This is a genomic window from Streptomyces lincolnensis (assembly GCF_021173675.1).
Taxonomy (GTDB): Bacteria; Actinomycetota; Actinomycetes; order Streptomycetales; family Streptomycetaceae; genus Streptomyces; species Streptomyces lincolnensis_B.
Genome location: NZ_JAIHON010000020.1, coordinates 76,752 through 101,529, shown reverse-complemented (window position 1 = coordinate 101,529; position 24,778 = coordinate 76,752). Strand labels below are relative to the sequence as shown.

15 protein-coding genes are annotated in these 24,778 nt (G+C 66.5%); 9 read left to right on the top strand and 6 right to left on the bottom strand.

All coding sequences use genetic code 11. The annotated features are described in order from the left end of the window. The first annotated feature begins 291 nt into the window (after positions 1–291). From K4B79_RS42270 to K4B79_RS42250, 5 genes are read left to right on the top strand one after another with little or no spacing between them, the layout of a single operon-like run. Positions 292–2,142, top strand: a complete 1,851-nt coding sequence (locus K4B79_RS42270; protein WP_232032761.1) for an ATP-dependent nuclease — start codon at positions 292–294, stop codon at positions 2,140–2,142. Beyond that, positions 2,132–3,883 (top strand): UvrD-helicase domain-containing protein, encoded by a 1,752-nt coding sequence (locus tag K4B79_RS42265; protein ID WP_232032760.1) that lies wholly within the window; start codon positions 2,132–2,134, stop codon positions 3,881–3,883. The genes K4B79_RS42270 and K4B79_RS42265 overlap by 11 nt, the downstream gene beginning before the upstream one ends. A 15-nt stretch (positions 3,884–3,898) precedes the next feature. Next, complete coding sequence (locus tag K4B79_RS42260; RefSeq protein WP_232032759.1) at positions 3,899–4,399, top strand: Dyp-type peroxidase domain-containing protein; 501 nt, start codon at positions 3,899–3,901, stop codon at positions 4,397–4,399. 28 nt (positions 4,400–4,427) lie between these two features. Further along, positions 4,428–4,829 carry an effector-associated constant component EACC1 gene (locus K4B79_RS42255; RefSeq protein ID WP_232032758.1) on the top strand — a complete coding sequence of 134 codons (402 nt, stop codon included), beginning with the start codon at positions 4,428–4,430 and terminating at the stop codon, positions 4,827–4,829. Further along, positions 4,826–5,950 (top strand): caspase family protein, encoded by a 1,125-nt coding sequence (locus tag K4B79_RS42250; RefSeq protein ID WP_232032757.1) that lies wholly within the window; start codon positions 4,826–4,828, stop codon positions 5,948–5,950. The genes K4B79_RS42255 and K4B79_RS42250 overlap by 4 nt, the downstream gene beginning before the upstream one ends. 736 nt (positions 5,951–6,686) lie before the next feature. Here the strand turns inward: K4B79_RS42250 and K4B79_RS42245 are convergent. Next, complete coding sequence (locus K4B79_RS42245) at positions 6,687–8,993, bottom strand: DEAD/DEAH box helicase (RefSeq protein ID WP_232032756.1); 2,307 nt, start codon at positions 8,991–8,993, stop codon at positions 6,687–6,689. Between the two features lie 174 nt (positions 8,994–9,167). Here K4B79_RS42245 and K4B79_RS42240 point away from each other — a divergent pair, with 174 nt between their 5' ends. Beyond that, the gene (locus K4B79_RS42240; RefSeq protein ID WP_232032755.1) at positions 9,168–10,184 is read left to right on the top strand and encodes a TniQ family protein; all 1,017 of its coding nucleotides are present in this window, start codon (positions 9,168–9,170) and stop codon (positions 10,182–10,184) included. Positions 10,185–10,325: 141 nt separating this feature from the next. Here K4B79_RS42240 and K4B79_RS42235 read toward each other — a convergent pair whose 3' ends face one another. The 3 genes from K4B79_RS42235 to K4B79_RS42225 are packed head-to-tail and all read right to left on the bottom strand — an operon-like array spanning position 10,326 to position 12,789. Further along, positions 10,326–11,267 (bottom strand): hypothetical protein, encoded by a 942-nt coding sequence (locus tag K4B79_RS42235; protein WP_232032754.1) that lies wholly within the window; start codon positions 11,265–11,267, stop codon positions 10,326–10,328. Beyond that, positions 11,264–12,010, bottom strand: coding sequence for an antitoxin Xre-like helix-turn-helix domain-containing protein (locus K4B79_RS42230; protein WP_232032753.1), 747 nt, complete (start codon positions 12,008–12,010; stop codon positions 11,264–11,266). Before K4B79_RS42230 ends, K4B79_RS42235 begins: the two co-directional genes overlap by 4 nt. After that, positions 12,010–12,789 carry a TIGR04255 family protein gene (locus K4B79_RS42225; RefSeq protein WP_232032752.1) on the bottom strand — a complete coding sequence of 260 codons (780 nt, stop codon included), beginning with the start codon at positions 12,787–12,789 and terminating at the stop codon, positions 12,010–12,012. The genes K4B79_RS42230 and K4B79_RS42225 overlap by 1 nt, the downstream gene beginning before the upstream one ends. Positions 12,790–13,597: 808 nt before the next feature. On the opposite strand from K4B79_RS42225, the gene K4B79_RS42220 reads away from it, so the two are divergent. The 3 genes from K4B79_RS42220 to K4B79_RS42210 all read left to right on the top strand — a co-directional run bounded on the left by K4B79_RS42220 (position 13,598) and on the right by K4B79_RS42210 (position 17,650). Next, entirely contained in the window at positions 13,598–14,311 is a 714-nt protein-coding gene (locus tag K4B79_RS42220) for a TnsA-like heteromeric transposase endonuclease subunit (RefSeq protein WP_232032751.1), read from the top strand. Between the two features lie 29 nt (positions 14,312–14,340). Then, positions 14,341–16,452: a transposase gene (locus tag K4B79_RS42215; RefSeq protein ID WP_232032750.1), complete on the top strand. Its 2,112-nt coding sequence runs from the start codon at positions 14,341–14,343 to the stop codon at positions 16,450–16,452. A gap of 70 nt (positions 16,453–16,522) precedes the next feature. Continuing rightward, entirely contained in the window at positions 16,523–17,650 is a 1,128-nt protein-coding gene (locus K4B79_RS42210) for an ATP-binding protein (protein ID WP_232032749.1), read from the top strand. A gap of 171 nt (positions 17,651–17,821) precedes the next feature. Here the strand turns inward: K4B79_RS42210 and K4B79_RS42205 are convergent, their stop codons facing one another. Beyond that, positions 17,822–18,997 (bottom strand): hypothetical protein, encoded by a 1,176-nt coding sequence (locus K4B79_RS42205; protein ID WP_232032748.1) that lies wholly within the window; start codon positions 18,995–18,997, stop codon positions 17,822–17,824. A gap of 514 nt (positions 18,998–19,511) precedes the next feature. After that, on the bottom strand, positions 19,512–24,599 hold the full coding sequence (locus K4B79_RS42200; protein WP_232032747.1) for an NACHT domain-containing protein: 5,088 nt from the start codon (positions 24,597–24,599) through the stop codon (positions 19,512–19,514). Between the last annotated feature and the right edge of the window lie 179 nt (positions 24,600–24,778).

Below are 24,778 nucleotides of genomic sequence, written 5' to 3'. Positions count from 1 at the left end.
TTCAACAGCTGGGCATTGCTGTCGGGGACGCCCGCAGGAACGCGCACACCAGAGCGGGAATGCCGTCCGGTGGCGTCAGTTCAGCAACGGCCGCCTGCGTCAACGGCGGGACACACCCGCCATGGCTGAACCGCTCCAGGGACGGGCAGGATGAAAGTAATACAATCTCACCAATGGCTTTCGCCTGGCTGGGCAAGTCCTCTCCCCTACCGGGCAGTTGCGTCTGTGCGGAGTCCGGGCACCCTGCAGTGGCTGCGGCCGTCCGGTGCAGGGCGAGAGAGGACACGCAGGATGAGAGTACGGCGGCTGACACTGCAGCACTTCCGCGGCGTCAGCCAGGGCACGGTGCTGCTGGACGGGAATTCGCTGCTGGTGGGCTCCAACAGCGTCGGCAAGTCCACCGTCTGCGACGCCCTGGAGCTCATCCTGGGGCCGGAGCGCATGTTCCGCCGTCCGGTGATCGACGAGTACGACTTCTACGGCGCCCGCTACCAGCCGGTGGACGGTGAGCTGCCAGAGATCCGGCTGGAGGCCGTACTGACCGACCTGTCACCCGAAGCGGAACGCCACTTCGGCCCCCATCTTCGCCGCTGGTCGCCCGAGTCCAATGACTTCGCCGACCTGGAAGCGGGCCTGCTGGCGGAGGCGGACGCCGGCAAGTGGTGCCTGCCGGTGGTGTTTGTGGGCCGGTTCGACCCGCAGGAAGACGACTTCTTCGGCGGCACCTACTTCGCCCACCCCGAGAGCGTGCCGGACGATCTCACCGAGGAAAGCACCGCCTTGGGCGCGGGCCTTTCCCCCTTCACCCGGGAGGACAAGCGGCACTGCGGTTTTTTGTACCTGCGGCCCAACCGGACCGGGAGCAGGGCACTGACCTTCCAGCGCGGATCATTGTTGGACACCATCGTGCGGCTGGAGGCCGAACGGGCTGGCCCGTTGTGGGAGAAGGCGCTGACCGACCTGGCCGCGGTGATCCTCGCGGGTGAGGACTCGGGCTTCGCGAAGATCCGCAGCGAGGTGACGCAGCGGGTGGACCGCTTCGTCAGCCTGGCCGCCGGGCCCGACCCGGTCGATCTGCAGGTCTCGGAGCAGACGCGGGAGCACCTGCGAGAGGTGCTGAGACTTTTCATCGCCACCCAGCCCGGTACGCACGGGGTACCCTTCAACCGGCTGAGCACGGGCACCCTGAACCTGCTCGTCTTCGCGCTGCTGACCTACATCGCCGAGCTCAAGGGCGACCACTCTGTGATCTTCGCGATGGAGGAGCCGGAGATCGCGCTGCCGCCGCATGCGCAGCGCCGTCTGGTCGACTTCGTCACCCAGCGCATGGGGCAGACGATCGTCACCTCGCACTCGCCCTATGTCATCGAGAAGTTCGACCCCGGCCACATCGTGGTGCTGGGCCGCAACGAGGCGGGCGAGCTGGCCAGTTCGCCGGTCGTGCTGCCGGACGGCTTCAAGGCCAAGCGCTACCGGGACAACCGCCGCCAGTTCGCCGAGGCGGTCCTGGCCCGGGCGGTCCTGGTGGTGGAGGGAGCCACGGAGGCCGACCTCGTTCCCGCGGTCGCCGACGTCCTGGAGCAGGATCCCGGGGTCGATTACCTCCACCCCGACCTCGCCGGTGTCACGGTCTTCAACGCGCAAAACGATGTGTCGGTGCCGCTGTTCGCCCCCGTCTTCAAGAGCCTGGGCAAGCCGGTCTACGGCATCCACGACACCCCTGTGCGTCCCCTGGCGGCCGAGGTCACCGTCAAGGCGGCCGACTTCACCCGCTATCAGGTCATCCCGCACAAGGGGATCGAGGACTTGCTCACCCAGGAGATCCCGGCCGCAGTGCAGCGCCGCTTCCTGTCCGCCGCGGCGGGCCGGGCCGACTATCCGGAGAAGTGCGGGTCGCTGCGCGGCGACATGGACGACGACGCGGTCCGCGCGCTGGCCTGGGAGGTCCTTAAGGCCCGCAAGGGCGACGGCTACGGCGCCGCGCTCGTCTCCGAGTGCCGCGGCCAGGCCGAGCTGCCAGCCTCGATCGCCGATTTCCTGCTGCAGATCGACCGCGACCTGCGCCCACCGGCCAGCTCCGAGGACGCGCCGCCCCCGGGCCCGGTCCCGGAGAGCGACGCCGGTGCGGCCGATGGAGCTTGACGATACCCGCCGGACGATCCTGGCCAGCACCGGACATGTGCTGATCGAGGGCGGCCCCGGCTGCGGCAAGACCACCATCGCCCTGCTCAAGGCCCTCAAGGCCCTGGACGGCCTGGAAGCCGGGCAGCGGGTGCTGTTTTTGAGCTTCTCCCGCGCGGCGGTCCGCCAGATCACCGACCGGATGGGCGGCCTGTTCGGCCCTGCCGCGCGCGCCCAGCTGGAAGTGCGCACCTTTCACGCCTTCTTCCTCGAGCTGGTGCGCAGTCATGGCCGACTGCTCACCGGCCGGCCCTCATCGTTCATCACTCCCGACCGGGAGCGAGAGCTGCGGGCCGACTTCACTGGTGACAAGGACGCCTGGGCGGTGGAGTGCCGCCGGGTGGCCACCAAAGAGGGCCGCTACGTGTTCGACCTGCTGGCCGATACCGCAGCCACCTTGCTGGAGGGCAGCAGCGCGGTGCGCGCCCTGTACAGCAACATCTACCCGCTGATCATCGTCGACGAGTTCCAGGACACCAACATCGACCAATGGCGGGCGGTCAGGGCACTGAGCCAGACCTCCACCGTGATCTGTCTGGCCGACCCCGACCAGCGGATCTTCGGGCACCTGCCCGGTGTCGACGAAGAACGCATCACGCACGCGGTCGCCCACCTGCAGCCGGCTCGCTTCGACCTGTCGAAAGACAACCACCGCAGCCCCGAAGGTGGTCTGCTCGGCTACGCCAACGCCGTTCTGCACAACACGCCCGTGCCCGTCCCGGACAGCGTGCGGACCCTCACCTACATGCAGCGATGGGGAGCCCTTCCGGTGGAGATCCGCACTCACCAGGCGGTGATTGCTCTGCGGGAGCATTTGCGGGCCGAGCTCGGACGCGAGCCTACCCTCGCCGTCCTGGCCACCACCAACAGTCTCGTCGGCCGCATCTCCGAGAAGATCAGCGTCGAGAACGTGACCGTCCGCGGCGTGCTGCCGCCGGTGGAGCACGACCTGCACTGGGACCCCGAGCTGGCGGCCGCGGCCGGGTTCGTCGTCGCCTCCCTCCTGGAGTGGCCCGCCCTGCCCCGCCAAGAGGCGCTCGCCAAGACCCTGCGCACTGTGGCGGACTTCTACCGCACCAAGTTCGCCCGCGGCACCGCCGGCGCCCGCGCCAAGATCCAGACCATCGAGCGGGCCGTGGCCGCCCTGGCCGAGGGCAAGCCCGGGCGATCCAAGACGGCCCAGGTCCTGCTGGCCGCCTACGACACCGGCCTGAAGCTGGCCGGGCAGCCCGTCACCGACTGGCAGGATTCCCGGGCCCGGCTACGGGGCTCTGCCGAGCTCGAGGAACTGTCCAAGCAGGTGCGGATGCTGCGCCTGCTGAACGCCACCGACAGGCTCGCCCTCGCCCTCGCCCAGGCCTGGGACGGATCCGCCGCCTACACCGATGCGGCCGCCGCCGTACGCCGCGCCCTGGCCAGTGACCAGCTGGCCCTTCCCGAGCAGAGCACCGCTACGGTCAGCCTGATGAGCATGCACCGCTCCAAGGGCAAGGAATTCGACGGCGTGGTCATCGCCGAGGGTTCCCACCACAGCCGTCTGCTGGATGTCACCTGGGACGAGGAGCGTATCCGGGCCAACCGGCGCCTGCTGCGGGTGGCGATCACCCGCGCCCGCCACATGGTGGTCTTCGTCCGGCCCGAGGACGCTGTGCCCCTCATCCCCCGCGGCGACGATTCGACGACCGTCTCTCGCGAAGCGTGACGCCCGCGAGGCTCTGTGGATGAGGCGGGCCAGCCCCATCCGCAGACCCCGACCCAACCTTTGGGAACGGCCACCAGCGGCCCTTGCATCCGGAGGGGCCACAGCCAACCCCGCACGGATTTGCTTTTCACCGCCGCCCCCCGCGGCAAGATCACGCCACCGGACGCACACGTTCGTCGGGCTGCCCAGGACCGCTGCAAGCCCTCTCCGATCGTCCGGCGCGGCTACAACTATCAGCACGGCAACAGCGACCGCGGACTGCTCTTCTCCTGCTTCCAGCCCGACCTGGAACAGGGCTTTGAGGCGGTGCAGGGTCGGCTGCAGGGCGAAGCCGTGGCCAAGCACACCCTCACCGTCGGAGGTGGCTACTGCTTCGTCCCACCACCGGGAACCGCGTGGCTGGGCACCTTGACGAAGGCCTACTGGTGGGTGGGGTACAGAGCGGACAGGACAGTCCAGGTTCCAGTACGTGCAGTGCAGCGCCAGTCTGGTTGTGCAGGTGCCCGGGGCTACTGACCTGGGCAGGATGCACCCGTAGCCGTCGATGGACGGGTGGATTGCGCCTGGGAAGGACGATTTGGTGCAGGTGGAAGTACTGATTCCAGGACCGCGGCAAGAGAGTGATCTGCGGTCTCTGCACGGATGGTTACGACGGGAGCCCGCTCTGCGTGGGACAGCAGTCTCTCTGGACGGTGAGGCGCCTGCACCGGGTTCCATGGGCCAGCTAGTCGACGTGGTGCAGTTGGTGACGGGCAACGGCTGGAGTGCGGCATCGTTTGTCCTGTCCGTTCTCGCGTGGCGGCAGACTCGGCCCCGGCCTCCGAGGATCGTGATCCGGCGGGGCGACGTCGAGGTCAGCCTGGCCGAGGGCACGGAGGAGGAGGTGCGGCGGATTACGACTGCGCTGCTGGAGCAACCCGGTGACGCGAACGGATCTTCGTCGTGAGTGCGCTGCCTGATCCGGCTCTGTCCCGGGCGGTGCTGATAGGCGTCAGCAGCTATCTCCAGCTCGAGTCGCTGCCGGCGGTGGCGAACAACCTGCCTGCTCTGGCCGCTGTCTTGACCAGCTCCGCCTCGTGGGATCTGCCCGCCTCGCACTGTGCTTTGGTGGCGGAACCCCAAACGGCGCCCGCAATGCTGGACGCGGTGCAGCAAGCTGCGGAATCAGCCGAGGACACGCTGCTGGTGTATTTCGCCGGGCACGGCCTACTGGATGGCCGTGGTGAACTCTTCTTCGGCCTCCCTGCTGCCGTCGCAGGACGCAGCCATACCGGCGTGACTTACCAGGCGCTGCGCGAAATTCTGATGGATTCGTCGGCGCACCGTTTGGTCATCGTTCTCGACTGCTGCCTGAGCGGCCGCGCGTTGGGCACGATGAGCAGCGGCGAGATCCTGGCCGATCAGGCCGGTATCGAGGGCAGCTACCTGCTGGCGGCGGCGCCCGACAACGGACTGGCTCTCGCTCCGCCAGGGGCTGTGCATACAGCGTTCACGGGTGAGCTTCTGCGCATCCTGCGCCATGGGGTACCCGGTCAGGCACGTGATGTGGATCTGGACTTGGTCTACCGCGAGCTGCGCTCGTCACTCGCAGCGCAAGGACTGCCGCAGCCGCAAAGACGCATCCGGAACACAGCTGGGCGGCTCGTCCTCGCCCGCAACCACGCCTACCAGCCCGCGTCCCGAGCTCCCGCCGACCCGGCGGGTTCCGCGTGGCCCGACCCCGGTCAGTGCCACACTGCTCGGGCCTTCCTGGATGCCCTCGCCGAGGTCAGAGCCGTCAGTGGTTTCACCATCACTGCGCTCAGCCAGCGCACCCAGCCGCCCGTTGCGCCCAGCACGATCAGCGCTCTGCTCAACCGCACGGCCCTGCCCGGCACCTGGAAGAGCACGGGGAGCTATCTCGCCGGCTGCGGCTTGACGGACGAACAGATCGGGGAGTGGAAAACTGTCTGGCAGCGTCTGCGCGCCGCCGAACCGCCGCCATCCCCCGCCCCACGAGCCGCCGCTCCATCTTCTGCGTCCCGCAGGTGGCGGGCACGGCTGAACCGCACCCGGCGCAGGACCTAACGAGGACTCTGGCTGACGGGCGTTACCGGCCCGCGGGGGCGGAGGACGCAGGCGAGGAGGGTTGGTCCGTAGTGCCTTGGGCGTCCGAACTCGGGGAGAACAGGCCCAGCCATGCTCCCACCAGAAGCAGCCCAACCACTACTACACCCGTGGACTTCTTGCCCATCTTGCCCTTCGTGTTCCCTGCGGACCGGTTCACCCAATGCCCGGCCCGGTAATACTGACCCGAACGTCCCGTCACACCCAACACCCCCGAGAAATAGGACCTTTGATGACCCGGCGAGCCTCATCGTCACAGAGTGTTGCAGCCAAAGGGTGAGCTGGACAGGAGATGCACCAGAAATGGCCGATACATGACGTAACACTCTGTGCTGCTGTCGACACAGTGAACGCGTCGGCGCGGTGCCAAAGACATACAGCAATCGCGGGGACACGCGGCAGCTATCCCGCAAGGACCCGCAACGGCCATCCCGTGCAGGGACCGCTTCGGGAAGGACTGCGTCGTCTATGAGCCCACTCCCCCTCAGTCCGGGCCCCGAGCGAGGGGCGGCGCTGATGCGGACGATGGAGCCTGAGGGCATCCGCCGGGTGATCTTGGCCAGCACCGGGCTGTGCTGATCGAGGGCGATCCCGGAACGGCAAGGTCACTCACGGCCTGGATGAAGGCTCTCGAGGCACCGAGTGGCCTGGAAGCCGAGCAACGGATGCTGTTGCTGAGGACGCGGACGGCCAGCAGTCAGATCCACCGCATGTCGAGGGCTTCCAGAGCGTCGAGTTGTTCGCGGGTGAGCTGGGCGGGCTCGCGGCGTCGTTCCCTGATCCAGCGGCCCAGATCGAGCAGCTGACCGTCGACGGTGCACGGGTACCGGCGAGGGACGTTGAGGTGCTGGTGGGAGCGCCAGAAGATGCGGGCGGCGCGCAGGCCGCGGGCGAAGGCCCAGCCGGACGGGCCGTAGGGCCGACGCAGGAGGAGGGCAAGGGGGTGGTGGAGCGGGAGGGCGCCGAGGAGGTTGTGCTGCATGTCGGTAAGACTGCCGAGGTGGTCGATTTGGTGGTCGAGCCAGCGGGTGAGGGGGCTGTCGTCGCTGTCGGGGCTGAGGTCGGGAAAGGTGAGGTGGCCGCCTCGGGCGGCCTTGAGGGCCTTGGCGTAGGTGCGTTTCCACTCGTCTTTCCATCTGGCTGCCCACCAGGGGTAGATGTCGTTGAGGGCCCGGTGGTAGCAGTCTGGGAGAGCGCGTTGGCGGGCTTCCCGGCGCCAGTCGGCGACGTGGCGGCCCAGGGCGATGCCTGCGTGATGTTCGTTGGCGCGGGGTGCGAGATGGCCGTGCTGGGCCGTGTAGTCGCGGGCGATGTCGAGTTTGTATTCGATGCTGCGGGGCGGGTGCTGCCAGGTCATGCCGAGTGCGGTCAGGCGTTTGATGCGGTCGGGCAGGAGCATGCGGTTGGCGCGTAGGGAGCGCTGCTTGCCGAGCCACCAGCCCAGGTAGAAGCGGTCGGAGGTCAGGTGCCGGCTGGCGACGTCGAGGTTGCCGTGTTCGGTGTGGTAGCGCTGAGCCTGTTCGAAGCCCATCTCCCAGACCTGGTTGGGGGCATCGACGTGGTTGAGGCCCAGGACGGCGAGGATCTCGTCGACGCGGATGGGGTGAGCTGCGAGTTCGGGCTCGGTGGGCTCGCCGTCCACAGTGAGGTATTCGACGCGTTCGAAGACGTGCTCGTCGTAGACGCTGAGTTCGATGAGGACTTGATAGATCAGGTGGAAACGGGTGCGCCGGGTGGCCTGACCGATGTCCTCTCCTGGAGCGGTATAGACGGGGATGATGATCGTGGAGATCTTGCCATCTCCGGGGGTCTGGCGCAGGGTGCGGCCGACGGCCTGGACGATGTCGATCGTGCTGGTCTTGGGGTGGGCGAACACGAGGGAGTCGATGGCGGGGATGTCGATGCCTTCTGCACAGCAGCGGCAGTTGGTCAATACGGCACGGCGCGGCCTGGTGTCGGAGGGGTTGGTGGAGAGCGGGGCACTGCGGAAGGCTTCGTAGTTCTGGTAGCGGACGAAGGAGTTCTGTTTGGAGTTGACGGTGTTGACCTGGAGCCTCGACACGTCGTAGCCGGGCATACGGGCAGCGGTCTGCGGGAGTGTTTCGGCGCAGACTTCGGCGGCCGCGATGCAGGGGTGGAAGGTGAGGGTGCGCCTGAGGTCGTAGCGTTCTTGTGCCACCAGGAGGGCGATCTGAGCGGCAGCAGTCCGCAGTGCTTCGCCCGTGTAGGTGGTGACGCCGCCTCGCAGGCTGTGGCGTAGGTCTTTGTCGGTGATCGTGATGACGGCGATGCGGTAGTCGGCGAGCAGGCCTTGCTGGATGGCTTCGGCCATGGAGAGGCGGTAGACGACGGGCCCGTACAGGCTCTGGTCGTCCATGGAGGCGACTTCGATGTCGACTGCGCCTCGTGGATTGTTTTTGTGGTCGAACTTGCGGAACGTGGCGGTCATGTAGAGGCGGTGGCGGGCGGGCAGCGCGTCGTTGTCGTGGACGGTGCCCCAGGCTTTGTCGAGGCGGCCTGCGGTGTGGTGGGCCTCGTCGGCGATGACGACATCCCAGTCCGGCAGGTGGTAATCGGCGTGTGCCTGGACGATTTTGGACAGCGAGTGGTAGGTGCAGAACACGTTGAGCGGGCCGTCGATGTCTGCGGCGACCTCAGCAAGGCTCTCGGGTGTGTTCACCACGGTCAGCGTCTTGGCCAGGGAGCGGCTGAGGGCCTCGTCGGGCGAGCAGACGCCCAGGTAGCGGCCGGGGCGTCCCTCGTTGTGCCAGGTGTTTGCGGTCTGTTCGAGCAGGGCTTGCGAGGGGACCAGGACGAGAGCCCGTCCCTGGGGTGCGGTTTCCTGGACGGCGTGCAGACCTACATGGGTCTTGCCGGTTCCGGTGGCCATGGTGCTGGTGACGCGGGTGGCGCCTTCGGCGAAGCTGGTGACGATGGCGTCCACGGCCATGTCCTGGTGGCCGCGTAGCGGTGTCTTGAGTCCGTTGAGGGTCAGGGTTGCCACGCCGTGTCCTCCCCTGGGTTTCATGGCAGTCCTGGCCCCGAGGGTGGGGAGGTTTTCGAGGTGCGGGGGGCGGGGTCGATCCAGGTTCACTCGAAGGTGTGGCCGGGCCTTGACGGCATGTGCGAAGCGGCACGAATGTCCTGGTGGGGCGTGCTGCGGCGGGGAGGGAGTCTTATGGACTTGACGGGGTTGCTGGGGCCGAGCCGTCCGCTGCCTGTGCAGGTGCGGCCGGTGGGCGGGGAGTCGACCGGATCGTTCGTGCGTCGGTTGGGACGGGCCAACGGTCTGAACCTGGCCTCGTTCCTCGAGCGTGTCGGGCAGGGTGAGGCATCCCAGGATCCGGAGCAGGTGGAGAAGTATCCGCAGTACACCGAGATGAAGATGAACGTGGCGGGCCGCACCTATCTCTCCGTGCTCTCGGGCCTGGAGGTGGGGCTGCTTCAGTGGGCTCTGCCGTCGCTGGCGGATGACCTGCTGCTGCCCGGTAGGGGGCCGGCCATGTGGCAGTGGCCGTGGGAAGCGGAGGGCGGGCATCTGGTGCCGTGGTGCACGTTGTGCGGGCACCGGCGGCAGGTCGGTGAGCGGGTGTGGCTGATGTCGGCGGACGGTTGGCAGCTGTGCGGTCGGCACCTGCGGTGGACGGATGACTCGCGCAGCACCGATCCGGAGGCCGTGTCGGTGGCCGCGCTACCCGAGTGCGTTGCAGCGCATCAAGGCAGGTTGCGTCTGCAGAGCAGGTTCAAGGCGGCCGGCGATGAGCTGTTTGCCGATGCCTGCCAGGTCATGTACCGGTGGTGGAGGTATGCGCCTGACACGCTGGTGTGGGTGCAGCGTGCCTGGGCGGCGGGGCTGGAGGCCCGTTCGGCGCGTGCTGTTCCGCTGGTCGTCTTCCCCGAGGCGGTCAAGCTGGCTTGGCTGATGCTGCGATTTGAGCAGGCCGGGTTGCGTACGCCGCAGGACCGGGGCAGGTGGCTGGTTCGGGTGCAGCATCAAGCGGACCTGTGGGATGTCGACTTCGCCGCGGGCAAGGCTGCGCTGTTGCAGTGGCTGGAACGCCACAGCAGTCCCGCTGCAACAGATGGCGAAGCCACCATGGCAGGACGGCGCTGGCTCCCGCTGGCCGAGCGGCACAACCGGATCGCATCCCGCGCGGGCTCACTTGAGCAGCGCTCGTGCATGCCCGCAGCCTGACGCTTGCTGCAGCTGCCCTGGCGGCAGGTTGCCTTGACCTGGCAGGGTGGATCTGTAGCCAGCCAATGGTGCGATGAACTCGAACCGTTGAGCAGCATGGGGGCGTGTCATTTTGGCATGAGCCGCCGCCGAATCCAGTGGTCAGTAGTACGTCTCGCGTCCCAGACCGGAAACCACGACTTCGACCAGGCCTTCGTACTCAGCGACTGACATATCGGCCAAGGAGGTGAAGGCCACTGGCTGCAAGCGGATGCCGTGCTTACGGAGCTTCTTCTCTGTTTTGCTGCGCCAGTTCCGCCAATGAAGCTTGTCCGGTGTACTCAGCGGAGTGTCCTGGAAGACGACGACCTGAACCCACTCCGGCTCAAGACGGTCACCTTCGAAACGAAGAGCTACCCGTTTGACGTCAGCGAAGCGCGCCAGCCCTCCGCGGAGGACCTTGGGAGCTCCCTGCGCGGCTTCCCGTTCGTCGTCCTTGATCCACCGATCGAGTTCGGCAACGATCTGGGTGTGCACGATGTCTGCCAGCGCCGGCCGCATGACGCGCTTGCCCAGGCGTCTGGCGAAACGGAGGCGGTCGGCCTCGGTGGCAAATCCTTCGACAGGCTTGCGATCGCGCAGGGCGCCCTTCTCGACTGGAAAGACGACACGCAGGTCGACCACCCAGACACCGGTGGGTCTGGGCTGTTTCGTCAGGTACACGAAGTCCCCGTACCGGCCTGCACGGATCATGTTGGCTTCGCCGTTTTTTAGGCTGGGACCGATGTCGAAGACGGGCGCCACCTGGATGAAGGGGTTCCTGGGGGTACCTGCCTCTGCGATGTCGCAGGTTGCCGATGTGATCACCGCGAACGGATAACGCTTCGCCTTGGGCAGGGATATGACTTTCAGATCGGGGACGTCGCCGCCGGCCCGTCTCGCGGCCTCTGCGACCTTCTTGGTGCTGAGGGTGACGGGCGCGGTGGGGCTGCCCGCGTAGAACAGCGGGATGTTGCGGATCAAGTGGCCTTGATGGAACCGATCTAAGGACTGGTCGATGTCCTCAGACCACTCGTCCTTGTCGATCAGTGCTTCCAGATTCACTCTGGCGGCTCCACAACATCATCGGCGTCGATCTCCAGGTCGTCCATCTCGTGCGGATCGACGAAGATCCTGGGTTCCGCTTCCACCTCTGCGGTTTCGACCCGCATGAGGGGAGCCGACGTCTTCACGGGGTCGGGAGCGGAGGCTTGCAGCATGAGGGGGTCGAACCTTCCCTCCCTCAGTCCCTTCTTCCGGGTCTTGTCCTGGGCCAGCCAGTGCTGCAGGCCGCTGATGCCCTTGATCTCGGTCAGGTCCTGGACCAGCGCGTAGAGCTCCCACAGCCGGCCGATGCTGGCCGGTCGCACGTGCTCGACGCTTCCCTTGCGCCAGTTCTGGAAGGTCCGCTTGCTCACCCCTGCGGCCTGCAGGACCTCCTGCTGCGTGAAGCCCAGCAGATCCTGCAGTTCTGCGACCGCCCTGAGGACTACCTGCACCGAACGGGACCTGGTACGGGTGCTGCCCAGCCAGCCCATCCCGGTGGAGCGCAGGGGGGATGGCTGGAGTTCCTGGGAGAGCGCGATCATGACGGCGTCCAGGGGCCAGACCGTACGTGAGTACAGCGGTAGTGAAGGGCCTCCGACGACGCTCAGACGCGCCTCGAATGCGATCAGGGTGTCCCTCAGGACCGGATCGATGATCCGGGAGATCTCCACGTCGGTGCGTCGTGTGACCAGGGCGGACTCGTGTTCTGCCCTCGGATGCCGCAGAGTTTTGCCGCGCGCGAGAGGGGACGTCAAAGGCATCAGTTCTCCCCCCGTAGAACTTCGAGATACCGCTCAGTCAGAGACTGCTGGAACACGGATACAGCCATCAACTGTAGTCCGTCCACTACAGAGAGTACCCGCGCGGGAGTGAAATTACCGCCGTTCGCGTCGGAGATATCAATGTCGAGCAGGTAGCTGAACGAGTTCGACACGGCGCCGTCTTTGAACGCTCCATGTCTGATCACTCCGGTGACACCGCCCTCCCACGCCAGGTCCAGCTGCTGCTGGCTTCCCGCGAGAGCCGGCCCGAGAACGGGATGCAACGCCGCGCCCAGGAGTTCATCGACGACCTTGCCGCGCCAGTGATCGGCGGTCTGCGCCTCAGGGTCGACGAGGCGGTTGATATAGCGCAGGCCGATCCGCTGGACGGCGGGGGGCTTCATCACCTCGTGCATGGCAGTGATCACTGCCTCGAAGGTCTGCCGGAGCGAGTGGCGCCAGGAGCTGTACCTGTTGGCCTGGATGTTGACGACGGTGGGGAAGATGGAGGCGGTCACCGGCGGGTCCTCCTGCCCGATCAGCGTCCACCCTCTGGCTTCATCCGCGAGCATTTCCCCTGGCTCGAGTTTCAGCTTCAGGTTGCGACGGAAGGCGGACTCGAATCGGGTCGCGGCCCATCCGTGGGATGCCACGGCTTCTTTCAGCTCCAGGATCTGCGCAGCACCTAGGGGCTCGAGGCCAGGCGGGAGCAAAAGCTCGAAGACCACCAGTTCGATCGGCGAGCGTTTGAGGTGGCGGACGTTCGGGTCCGGAAGCATCGGCCTTCTGTCTCTGCATCGGATGACAGGTGACGTCATGTTCCCCCCGTGAAAATTCGTGAGCCCGTAGTGGCACTTTAAAGGCACTTACGGCTCGCGGCGAGGGTGGCGTTCAGAGCTTTCATGCTTCTGGGGTGGATCTGGTACATCCGTCGTAGTAATCGTCTGGATGCACAGCGTGTTCACAGGGGCAGCAGAGAGCACTGGTGTGCCGTGCAGCACGTCTCCCTCCGTGGCTTTCCCCGCCCCATCCATCTCCTCCAGCGAGAGGCCACAGCAGCAACACGCCCAGGCCAGACGGCGCGTGCGGCTTCCCCCGACGGTGGATCGGGCCGGATGAAGCCAGGAGGCGTGTGCTCCGGCATCTCTGCAGCACTTACCCACAGTTACCTCGACGGCCGCGCCCTGCCGTGGGTGGACGAGCTGATGCGGCACAAGGAGCAGCCGGCGCAGCGGTCCCACACAGCGTGTGCGGCCCGGCGGGAAGGACGGTCGTCAGCGCCGTCGGCGCCGATAGTCGAAGGCTGCGGCTGCAGGGGATGGCGCGCTCTGCAGGAGGTCCCCTGGATCCCTGCGGCCACCGGAGCGGCGTCGTTCAGAATCCTAATCCTGCGGCTGCCGGGTCACGCGTAGCAAACAGTCCCCCGTGCCGGTTTCGCCCATAGATCAGCAGACCCGGGCTGTGTCCGAGCGAGGGGGCGCTGGCACGGATCTGTCAAGGGCGTGCCCCTCTTTCGGAGGACATCTGTCAGGTGGCCGGCTCCACCCCGTCGGCTGGCGCCCATCTTGGAACGGACGGGAGGGCGCCGTGGATGACGTGCGGGTGTGCCATCTGGATGAGCATGGCCAGTTGGTGTCCACTTCCCCTGCTGGTCTGGTGGGGGTGCGGGTGGAAGAACGGCTTCCGCCGAGTGAGCCGGTGGCCTTTCACGGCCGTCCCGGGAAGTTGTCCCACTGGTGGTGTGCCACGACGGGCGGGCATGTGGTGTGCGGTTCCTTGCGGCGCCGCCGGGTGGCGCTGGAACTGGACTTCGATCCTGAGATCGCCTGGATCGGCGGGGAACCGGTGGAGCTGCATTGGCAGGGCAGGCAGGGCAGACGGCGCTGGCGTCCGGATTTCGTGGTGCGCACGCTCACCGGAGCACGTCAGGTCGTGGTGGTGGAGCCCGAGAAGGGCGGTCCGCAGTGGCAGGAGGACCTTGAGGCCGTAGGCCGGGTCGCGGTGGCGGCCGGCTGGCGGGTGCGGGTGCGGCGCGTGCCGGAGGGAATGCGCCTGGCCAATCTGGAGTGGGCGGCCGACTATCGGCAGGCGGTGCGGGTGCCGGGCGCGGAGCGGGAGGCGGTCGAGGATGCCTTCCGCTGCGAACGCCCCATCGGTGAGGGGGCGCGGGCCAGTGGGGTGCCGTACGCCGCGGCGCTTGATCTGGTGTACCGGCTGGTGTGGCAGCGCCGTCTAGAGATCCATTGGGACCAGCCCCTGATGCCCCGGGCGACGGCGTGGCGTGCCGACGTGGCGGCATGAGCGGGCCGTCTGCGTTCACACCGGGGCAGGTGCGCCTGGGTGACCGGGTGCCGTGGCTGAACAGGACCCACCAGGTAGTGGCGTTTCATGGGGCGAATGTGGTGCTCCTGGACGAGGAGACGTCCAGTCCGGTGGAGGTGCTGTACGCGGCGATGGTCTCCGCGCCGGGTTTCGCCGTCCTGGATGGTGCCGGCTGTCCCGTGGCGTCGGCCCCGATGCCCGCCGTGGACGATCCGCCGTCCAAAGCTCAGCGCAAGGAGGCCAAACGGTGGCATCGGCACATGAAGGAGCTCGACACCGGCCTACTGCCGGGCAGCAGTCAGGCTCGTCCCGGATACGAGCCGGGCGAAACGACGCTGGTTGAGCGTTATGCCTGCAAGTCACGGGAGTTGGCAGCCGCCGGCATTGAGATCAGCGCCAAGACGCTGGAGTCGATGCGGCTGAAGTGGAAACGGGCGGGCGAGAATCCGTTGGTTCTGATCGAGCGGCGCCCCCGCGAGGTCGGGCATCGCACCGACCCGCGGGTAATCGAGATTATGCGGGAAGTGGTGATGTCCCACAGCCGCGGCTCAGGGGTGGACATCCAGACCGTCTGGGAAGAGGTGCTGGATGTCGTCCAGGACCGCTTCAAGACGGAGCTGGAGGATCCGCAGGAGGCCCAGCGGCTGCTGCTGAAGCGGGCCACGTTCTACCGGCGAATGGAGGGCACTGGGCTCGCCGAGTACCTGGCCGCCCCCACGCGGCGGCGCGCGCAGCGGGCGAGCAAACCGCTTCCTCCCTACCGGCCCTCGCATGCGCGGCGGCCGGGCGAGGTGGTGCAGATCGACACCTCCCCGCTGAAGGTGAAGGCCCTCGGGGACGACGGCCAAGTCATCTCTGCCGAGCTGACCTCGGCGATCGATGTGGCGTCCCGGTCCAACTGCGCGGTGATGGTTGTCCCGGTGGTCACCGGGGAGGGCTCGCCGGGCAAGCGGATCGGAGGCCGGGCGACCCGCGCCTACGACCTGGTGCTGCTGCTGGCGCAGTGCTTTGCCCCGCTTGCCTGGCGTCCGCACTGGGATCCACTGGCGCTGGCCGCCAACTCGGCACTGCCGTACGAGGATCTGCGGGACGCGGACGAGCGGTTCGCCCGCGCGGTGGCGGCGCGTCCGGTAATCCACCCCCGCACCGTGATCATCGACCAGGGCAGCCCCTACCTGAGCGAACACTTCAAGTACGTATGCGACATGCTCGACATCACCATCGAGTACGCCCGCAAGGACACCCCGACCGACAAGCCAATCAAGGAACGGTTCTTCCGCACCCTGGGCAGCAGGTTCAGCCAACATGTGGTGGGCTGGACCGGCAAAGGCTTCGCCCACCGCGGGCTGGGGATCGACAAAGGCCCCCTGTATCCCATCAACACGCTGCAGGACCTGGCCGAGCAGTGGGTCGCCCTCGACTACCAACAGAGGCCACACAAGGGCCTGCGCAGCCCGTTCACTCCCGGCCTGATCTTGTCGCCGAACGAGATGTACGCGCAACTGATGCCCATGACGGGCTACCGGCCGCGGCCAATCACCGCAGCCGAGGCACGCGAGCTGCTGATCCCGGCCTGGGTGAAGATCAGCGACAAGGGCATCACGATCGAGAACCGCACCTATCAGAGTTCGGACCGGCGGATGCGGCTGCTGATCGAACAGCGGTCCGGGATCAACGAACACCATGACCGGTTCAAAGCCCGCTACAACCCCTACCACCCCGAAGTGGCCTACCTCTTCGACCACCTGTACTCACAGGAGTGGATTGAGCTGGAGTTCATCTACCGAGAGCTGCTTGAGGACGAATGGACGCAGGACCTGTGGGAGCGGGCCACCGCGGCAGTCGTAGACAACGAGGGCCGCACAGACGACCAGCTGGCAATCGTCAAGGCCGTGCGCGCGCTGCGCCGTTCACTGCGTCACGGCCCCGGCAAGGCGCAAAGGAACGCTCCCAAAATCCCGTTCCAAGGGCTGGAGGTGACCGCGGAGCCGGAGCCGGTAGTGGACCCGTATGCGGGAGTGTCCATCGACATCGAGGCAGTCACCGCCTACCCGGCCCTGCCCATCGCTGGCCGGGAGCTTAACCGGCCACCACTGGCAGACGACGCAGACGCTCAGTGAGAGTCACCTACCCCACCGACTGTGTCCGATGAGGGCACGGTGGCCCCGCACCGTCCCCGAGGAGGACACTGTGGCAACTTCCACGGCCGCACGCGCCGCCGCACGCGCCGAGCGGGAACAACAGGTCCTGGACCATGCGCGGGCCGCGCCGATGGCTCCACGCTGGATCTTCACCCTGCAGGGCTGGAACACCTACGTCCACGAGATGATCAAGCGCCCTGATCTCGCGGACTCCGCTCCGCTCGGCACTCCGGTCACCTCCGACGACGCCCGTCTGCGCTATCACGGGCATCTGCTGCTGGTGCCGAATCCCGCATTCGATGCGGCGTTGTTGAAGGCGCACCGGTTGCTGCTGGTCAACCGCAACCGGCGCGAGGGGCTGATGGACCGGGTGATCGACGGGCCCCCCGGCACAGGCAAGACCTTCCTGCTGCGGGCCATCGGCCGGGAGTTCCAGACCAGCACCGAGGAAGTACACAGCGACCGGATCCCCGTCGTGCACATCATGGCCCCGCAGGAAGCGGACAACCTCGTAAACTGGGTATGGGCGATCGCTGAGTTCCTGGGACTGGCTCCGGCGCCGCTGACCGAGGACGAGGTGCGTCAGCCCAGGCGCACACCCGATCTCTCCCAGCCCGTGTGGCACGTCATGGAGCGGCGCTGGACCCAACTGCTGCTCGTGGACGGCATGCAACGGGTGCACCCGGATCAACTCGTCCCAGTTCTGCACTACTTCGACCGCCTGCGCGAGGAACTCGGCATCACGACCATCTTCTGCGGCACCGGTGCCCGCGAGATCGTTCGGGCGGCCCGTGTGAAGGCGGACGGACTCAGCGAGGCGCACCAGGGCCTGAGCCTGCGGGCACCGGTCATCACCGGTGAAGACGGCAAGGAGCACAAGGTGCTCCCTCAGGCGGATCCCAGCCGACTCCCAGTGACCTGGCTCGACCCCATCCCACTGTGCGAGGGCGACCAGGATGCCTGGCCCAGCATCGTGCGCGGCTTTGAGGAGGCTCTCTGTCTGCATCGGCTCTCCCCCCACGCGCTGGTTCGTAAAGCCCAGTACCTGCACCTCCGCACCGGCGGCTACCTCAGACTGCTGTCCCAGCTCATCTGCCAGGCAGCCGTCACAGCCATCGAAGACGGCATCGAAGACATCACCCCGGAACTGCTGGAAGACATCGACGTCGGCGGCTGACGCACGGATATAAAAAAGGGCACACTTACTGCCCAGTACTGCTGCTTAGCCCCGTAAGGAGCCGTGCCGACACCGCCTTTGATGGCAGCGGCCAGCAGGACAGCAACGCCCTTGTTCTCCTGTCGCGCGCGCTTGCCTTGGCGGAGGTGCCTGCCCGGGTGACGGAACTCGTCAGCCGCTGGCGGGAAGGGTGGCGACTTGCGGCCGCAGGTCTGCCAGGTCCATACAGAACTCTTCCCCATCCCGGACCCAGTCGTCGTCCCACTTGCAGTGCGCGGCCTGGGCGGACAGATCGGCCAGGACGTCGGGCAGGTCACGCAACCCACGCAGCACCTGCGTGCCATTGCGCGGCCCGGCTTTCGACCGGCCTATCAGATCAGCGATCTCCCGGTCAGGGACGACGACGTGGCAGTAGGGAACAGCGCAGCTCACCGCATCGATGTCGTTCACCGTGTTGCGGTTCCATGTCCTGGCTGCGTTGCGGAACAGCTCCACCTTCACGTCGACGGCGATGCGCACCGAGGGGATGCGGTCAGCAAAAGCGACCATGCGAGGCCGCGATGCTTTGGGGCGGGCGGGATCAACTCCGGTGGCGCGCAGCAGGTCCAGCCGGTACTCAGCGCACAGGTCACGAAGGAGATCGTGGTGTTCGTGGATGATTTCGCGGGCCTGGACGCGCACCCGCAGTTCCGGACGGCTGACGGGATCACCGGCCAGTAGATCGGCGAAGAATATTTCCCAGTCGACTCTGCTCTGGCCTGCCTTCTCGACTTCCTCGGGCCGGTAGCCGAGTTGCCGCAGCGTAGGGATGTCGGCATCTTGTGGCCCGGCCAGCAGTTGGTACTCAGTGAACTGGGCGGCCCTGCGCAGGAAGTCGATCATGCCCGGCCGTGAGGCTGTATCGACGGGTCCGGATGGCGTGCGCAGTTGCGGCTGCAGCCGCCTGCCGGCGAACGCCCAGCCGCACCCGATGCCCAGCGGATGGGGTGGTGTGGGTCTGAACGTCGGCCGGCCGAAGCTCAGGTGCATGGCCTCGAGGAACTGATGGCGCAGCAGGATCCTGTAGGAGCACAGAGTCCGGCAATGCGAGATCGACGCCATCGTGCGGGCAAGATCTGCCCGCTGGCGAGGGTGAGTGATCCGGGTTGTCTCGTGATAGTGGGTGGCGGACAGGGGGAAGGCGACACCTGCCTCGCTGGCCTGGCGTACCGCGGCGAGCACCTGCCGGTCGGTCGGCTCGCGCGGTTCGCCGATCGCTGCGCTCGCCAGACGCACCCACACCCACTGATCCAGGTAGACCGAGGGCCTGATCGTCTTCAGGCTGGCTGGTTGTGCAGCGTCGGCCATCCTGCCTCCCAGGACCGTTGGTGGTGTGTGCCCGCGCGGCGATGCGCCTTCCGTACGGGGATGATGGTGGCATCCCCCACTGACATCGGCCGCTGCTTTTGCCGACGGCCCCCGGCCACGAACCGAGTTGGCCACGGCCGTGCAGGCTGAGCGGACAGTCTGGCATCGTGGTTGGTGATGACCCCAACGGGAATGGCCCGGCGTCAGTGCCCGCCGTCGGGGTCGGTGCTGTGACCAGGGAGCGCTATCCACGAGCGTGGCAGCATCTGCGCAAGCTCAGCGCCCAATTCGGCGGTGACGCGGCTGTGGAGCACGCTGGCCCAACGGGCCCGGGGGCGGCGGCAGACGGCGGACGGATATCCGCCTGGACGAGCCGAGAGCCGCGCCCGTCCGGCCACGGACCGCCTGGCCCGGGGAAATGAGGACCGGACCGTGATCCACCACCTGATGCAACAGCCCCTCCCCCGGCCCGAAGGGCTCCAACGCGATCAGCAACAGACCCGTCAAGGACGCCTCACACGTGCCTCAGGGCAGCGGATCGCACCGCGAGGTCGAGTACGGCAAGACAGAGAGGGCCCTCGTGGTGGGTGAACGGATTGCGCACCACGGTGTCGGGTGATGCGGATTCGAGAATTCGGGTGGCTGCCGCCGCATCTGCCTGCGGCAACGCGCCGGCCTGTCGCAGCACCACCGCGAAGAGGTACCTGCGCTGCAGGGCTTGCATATCCGGATAGGCACAAGCAATCGGGTCCCATGGGTCGGCCATGATGGGACTGTCTTCGCAAATCCGCATGGGTTCGCTGCAAGCGCCCTTGAACGCCTCGATGGCATCTGTGTCGGTGCGAAGTCGCCGCAGCAGCGGCTTGGTGAACATCGACAGACGCCCGTCAGAACCATCCAGACGGAATCGAGTGTGCGCGCGGATCGCGAGGGCTGGCAGATCCCCCGGCGGGGCTGCACCGAACGCGATGGCCAGGATGCTGCTCCATTGACGCGGTACGCGAGCTTCGCGATCTGTTGTCCACCACGTTTCAAGGTCGCGGAAGGCGGCGACGGCCAAAGGATCGGAGGGGAAAAGCTGCGTATAGGCAGCTAGCCCGTCACCGTCTCGAATGAAGCCTGACCGAGTACTGATCGTCTCTTCGGTGAGAATGGCCTTGAACAGTTCGTCGGACACGTTCCAGCTGTCTCTGTCCAGCAGGGAGTCAAGATCGTTACTCTCTCGGTGATGCGTCCGGTCGAGTGTGGTTACGACGGCGCGCAGGACCCCTTCGTCGCCTCTGTTCTCTTCTTTGGCCCACGCGAGAAAGCGCTCGTCTTGACGCAGTGCGGCGTCATTGTCCGTCTCGTCGCGGAGCAGCTCGGCGATGGCGGGATAGCGGGAAGCAGCTGTTGCAAGAGCCGACATGACATGGCGCCGTTGCTCACTCGCCGTCCGCTCGCCGGTCCTTCCGTTTAGCCGCTCGAAGACTTGCTCGCCGAAATGAGAGCGCAGCTGCTCCCAGTTCTCAGCGACGAGGTCCACCAGGATACGGTCCACGTCGCCGTAGAGAACGTCGAGCGTGACACTGGGCGCATCCGGGCGCCCGATGGTTTCACTGATGCCGTCCATCAGAGTGAGATCGCCAAGCATGAGCATGCCGATCCATGCCAGTTGGCGTCGCTCTTCAAGTTCAGGGCCGTAGGCGCACAGCTCGTCCCTGATCTCGCCACGCAGCCATTCCATCTCGGCTGTCCAGGTGGCTGAACCTCCCAGGTCGTTGTGAGCCTGCTGGTGGCGCTTGATCACCTGGGTCAGCCCGATGAACGCCGTGCGGCGAATAGCGGTATCCGGCTCGTTCTTCCATTCCCTCATGACGTCGACGAGTTCGGTCACAGAGAGTGCGCTGTGCGCAAGTTCGAACACCAGGACTTCACGCAGCTCTGGACCGATGTACTTGAGGAGGCCGAGCGTCTTGTCGAGGATCCGGCGGGACGAGACGTCAGTTCTGTTGCTGTAAGCCCTGAGGATGGCAACCGGAATGGTGTCCGCGATTCCCGCGATGATGGGCCGTGTGTCATAGATGAGCCGATCAGCGAACTCCTGGACGGCCGGTTGGTCAGGCCAGGCGCTGATGACCGCAGAGACGTGCCACATCAAAGGGTCAGGGCTGACCGCCGTGCACAGGGCTGCCAGTTCGGCTGGATCGTAGGCGGCAAGCACTTCGCGCGCGGCCGTGGCTCCGGCACGGTGTTCTGAAACGGTGCGCTCGAACGTCTTCCAGGCTTCGGCTATCGCCTCGGCGACGACGACGTGCTTCTCGGACCCGTGATCGGCGGTCGACTGGCGCAGCAGGGACACCAGGACGGCGAAACCCTCCTGTGGGCCGAGGACGTCTACGGCTACGCCGGCCATCGGCGCAGCCTGGTCGAAATCGCCACGAAGCCTATGGGTCAGAACAGTACGAACCTGCTCGTCGTCGGCATGCTGCTCGACCAGGACGCGGGCTGCGGCGTAGGGACGGTATCCGTCCAGACTGCGCAACAGCAGAGATTGAGCTTGGGCGGGTGGAAGCGCGTCGACAAGATCGGCTCCCTGGTATGACGCTATACCCGACAGTTCTTTGTCGACATAGGAGTGCAGAGCCTGAGCGAAGTCCGGATCATCGCGCCACTGCTGGGGAATCGTGCCGGCGTTGTACAAGATCAACCCATGTTGTTCTGGAGCCGAAAGCTGCTCGGCCACCCAGGTTTTGAAGCGGTTGTCGTCGGCGAAAACGTGACAGGCCAAGCCCCATGCAAGACGGCGGTCACCGCCGTTGCGTCCGTTCGTCCTCAGGGTCTCCAGCGCGAAATCGGCTGCTTGTGGGTTTGCGGTGGCGGCGAGGTTGACGAGGTCCGCTGTGGGCCACGGGCCCACGTGGACATCTTCCCTGTGCAGCAGGGACAGCAGCCAGTCGCGCTCTTCCCGCCGGTACAAGGTGACGTCACCTGACGGGGTGCCGCGTTGCAGGGCCTGTAGAGCAACCAGCCGAAGCGGTACGGATGGCTGGCGTCGCGCCCAGGCCACCAGCCGTGTGGTTTCGTGTGTGTCCGGCCAGCCGCGGCCGAGGGCGAGGAGGGCAGCGGCCTGAGTGGCTGAGGACGGACCTGTTTCAGTGAACATGATCAGCCGTTCCAGCATGTGCGCCTGCCCACCGAATCGGTGGGCGATGGCTGCTGCCGCGTTGACCTTTACCTGTTCGTCCGTGTGTCGCATGCCCCAAAGCAGGTACTCGGCGGCCATGTCGTCGCCGATGTCCAGATCGCGCAGCGCCCACATAGTCGGCGAAGGGGCGGGACGGAGTGCGGTGAGCCAGCGCTTCATGACCGGCAGCAGGTGCGTTCGTGCGGCATGGCTCGCGAGCATGCCGGTGAGCGCGACGATGAGGTTGGCGCGATGCGGCAGCGAGGGATGGGTCTCTACTCGTTCGACGAGCTGGTTGAGATAGACGCTCTGCGCTTTCGGAGTGAGCTTGGCACCGGCGGCGAGAGCTTGGGCGAGCAGCTCGTATCCATCGATGTCTGCCCATCGTTGCGTGCCGGTGTCGAGGGCCGCAGCGAGCAGGGGTTGGGTGGTATGGGAGCTGATCTGCGCGGTCAGCAGTGCCAGGAGGACATCGCGCCACGCCGGATCCTGCACCGTCCGTTGGACGACTGTTCTCTGTTCTTCGGCGGGGCGGGTGGCCAAGTGCTGGCCTGCCAGATGGTCGAGCACCACGCGGTGCAGGAAGCCGAAGGTGCCGGCGCCGTGCGACACGATCAGTCCGAATTCGTCTTCGGCCATGGTGAGGACAGCATCGGCGACGCGGCGGGCTTCTGGCCGCGGATAGCCGAGGACTTGGTCGTCGGTCATCGCCTCGACGATGAGCGCACGCATCTCCGCCTTGGTGACCGTGCCGGCAGGGTCTTTGACCCGCAGCCGGTAGGCCACGGCAGCGAACAGCGTGGTGGCCTCGGCGGCGGTCAGGACAGCCCCGTGAGCATGTGAAGCACGCTGGCGCATCTGGGGGTGCTTCTCCACGAGCAGTTCAACGAGTCGGGCGTAGATCTTGAACCGCTGGCGTGGGAGGGGTTCGCCTTGCCAGGTCGTGGCGAGCAGGGTGAGAAAGAGGGGGGACCGGGAGAGTTCCGCGAGTTCCGGAATGGTCTCGAGTTGGGCGAGGAACGTCTCGATACCGCCGCTCCACATCGCAGGAGTGGCGGCTGCGTCCAACGACCCTGCGGCCGACCCGAGGACGGCAGCTGCGATCGTCCAGCGCTGCCGGTCGGTCAGGGGTGTGATCTCCGCTTGCGCCCAGGGGCGACTCCAGTTGAGGCGGTCGACCGCGTACGGGCGTGTGGAAAGGATGGCGGAAGCCGTCGTGCGTCCGAGAAACGCCTCGAGGGTTCCCAGGGCACGTTCGGCTGCGCTGACGTCGCTCCACTCGTCGATGCCGTCAATGAGCAGGAGCAGGCGATCGTCCCGCAGGGCACGTTCGACCAGCGGCCAGAGGTGGGCGGCGCTCTGCGACCTCAGCCAGGCCTCGACGGCCGAGAAGAGGGAGTTCTCTGTCGATCCTTCGAGGTGGCGGCACAGGTATCCGAACGGCAGCCAGACGGGCAGGTCGGTGCCGTGTTGCCGCTGCAGCGGGACGGACTGCGGCTGAGCCGAAAGCAAGTCGACTGCGACAAACCGCAAAAGGCTGGACTTTCCCGCTCCCGGGCGGCCGATGAGCAGCCGGTACTTGCCGCTGGCCAGCCACTCATCAGCTGCCATGGTGGCGACTGCGGCAGGCCTTCCCTGGTTGCTATGCCTGAGGAGCTGGTGAGCGGATCTGAAAGACTGACGTGAGTCGCCCAGGCGTGAGGCGACGTAGGTGTCTCCGTCCCCGGAGTCCTGGGACAGCCGTGGGTCTTCGACGGCGGGTTCGGGCTGTTCAGCGTCGAAACGATCCGGCCACGGACGGCTGGGATCGACATCCAGGACGACGAACGCGCCAGCAGCTTCGGCGTCGTCGACTGGGTGGACCCCGCCCTGAGCGGAGAAGACAGCGTGGTAAAGGTCACGCAACTCAGCGCGAAGTTCTCGGCTGTCCTGCTGAGGCAGATTGTGTGCCAGACCTTGGGCTGCCTCGGCACCGCAAAAGCGCTCCACCCAAGGCCGACCGAAAAAGTCATCGACGATGCGCGGCTGGTCCTTCAGAAGGCCGGAGACCTCCTGGACCCCCCACGGAACGAAAGTGATCTTGAGCTCGGCCAGCCGTTCCGTCTGCTCGCGGATCGCCCTGTCCAGCTTGGTGTCCTGCAAGTCGAACGAGGTGGCGAAGTAGAACCTCGCCGTCCTATCCGCCCACTCCCCTGCCAGGAAGTCGTCGACAGCCTCCTCAATCTTGGCCGCCGTCAGCGTCCTGATCCGCCGGGACTGCAAAGTGATGTAGTCCCGCCCGCTGGTTTCACCGTGCGCCAGGTCGAGCGGAAGCCTCGCATAGGCGTCGATCCCTCCTTGAGCTTGGCCCGGCACACCGAAGAGCTTGGCGTACTGAACCGGCCGGACAGTGTGCAGCAACCGCAGGAACAGACGCTCTACGTCGGACCAATCCATGCCGCCAACGGGTAGCACCTGCGCCCTGGTGTCAATGGGCGGCGCCGGCAGCGGGCCGGTGGGGGCAGACCACAAGAGCGCTTCGGTATGGTCTGCGCTGCCCGCCTCACTGGTCGCCATCATCGTCAGGTTCCCCTTGCTGTTCGGCGTCAGCTCCTGTTGCCAGATTAAAGATCCCG

What these genes read in the sequence shown, in the direction of transcription:
- K4B79_RS42265 (WP_232032760.1), top strand. Translation starts at nt 2,132, where the DNA reads ATGGAGCTTGACGATACCCGCCGGACGATCCTGGCCAGCACCGGACAT.
- K4B79_RS42255 (WP_232032758.1), top strand. Translation starts at nt 4,428, where the DNA reads ATGGACGGGTGGATTGCGCCTGGGAAGGACGATTTGGTGCAGGTGGAA.
- K4B79_RS42205 (WP_232032748.1), bottom strand. Translation starts at nt 18,997, where the DNA reads ATGGCCGACGCTGCACAACCAGCCAGCCTGAAGACGATCAGGCCCTCG.
- K4B79_RS42240 (WP_232032755.1), top strand. Translation starts at nt 9,168, where the DNA reads ATGGACTTGACGGGGTTGCTGGGGCCGAGCCGTCCGCTGCCTGTGCAG.
- K4B79_RS42200 (WP_232032747.1), bottom strand. Translation starts at nt 24,599, where the DNA reads ATGGATTGGTCCGACGTAGAGCGTCTGTTCCTGCGGTTGCTGCACACT.
- K4B79_RS42230 (WP_232032753.1), bottom strand. Translation starts at nt 12,010, where the DNA reads ATGCCTTTGACGTCCCCTCTCGCGCGCGGCAAAACTCTGCGGCATCCG.
- K4B79_RS42225 (WP_232032752.1), bottom strand. Translation starts at nt 12,789, where the DNA reads ATGCTTCCGGACCCGAACGTCCGCCACCTCAAACGCTCGCCGATCGAA.
- K4B79_RS42270 (WP_232032761.1), top strand. Translation starts at nt 292, where the DNA reads ATGAGAGTACGGCGGCTGACACTGCAGCACTTCCGCGGCGTCAGCCAG.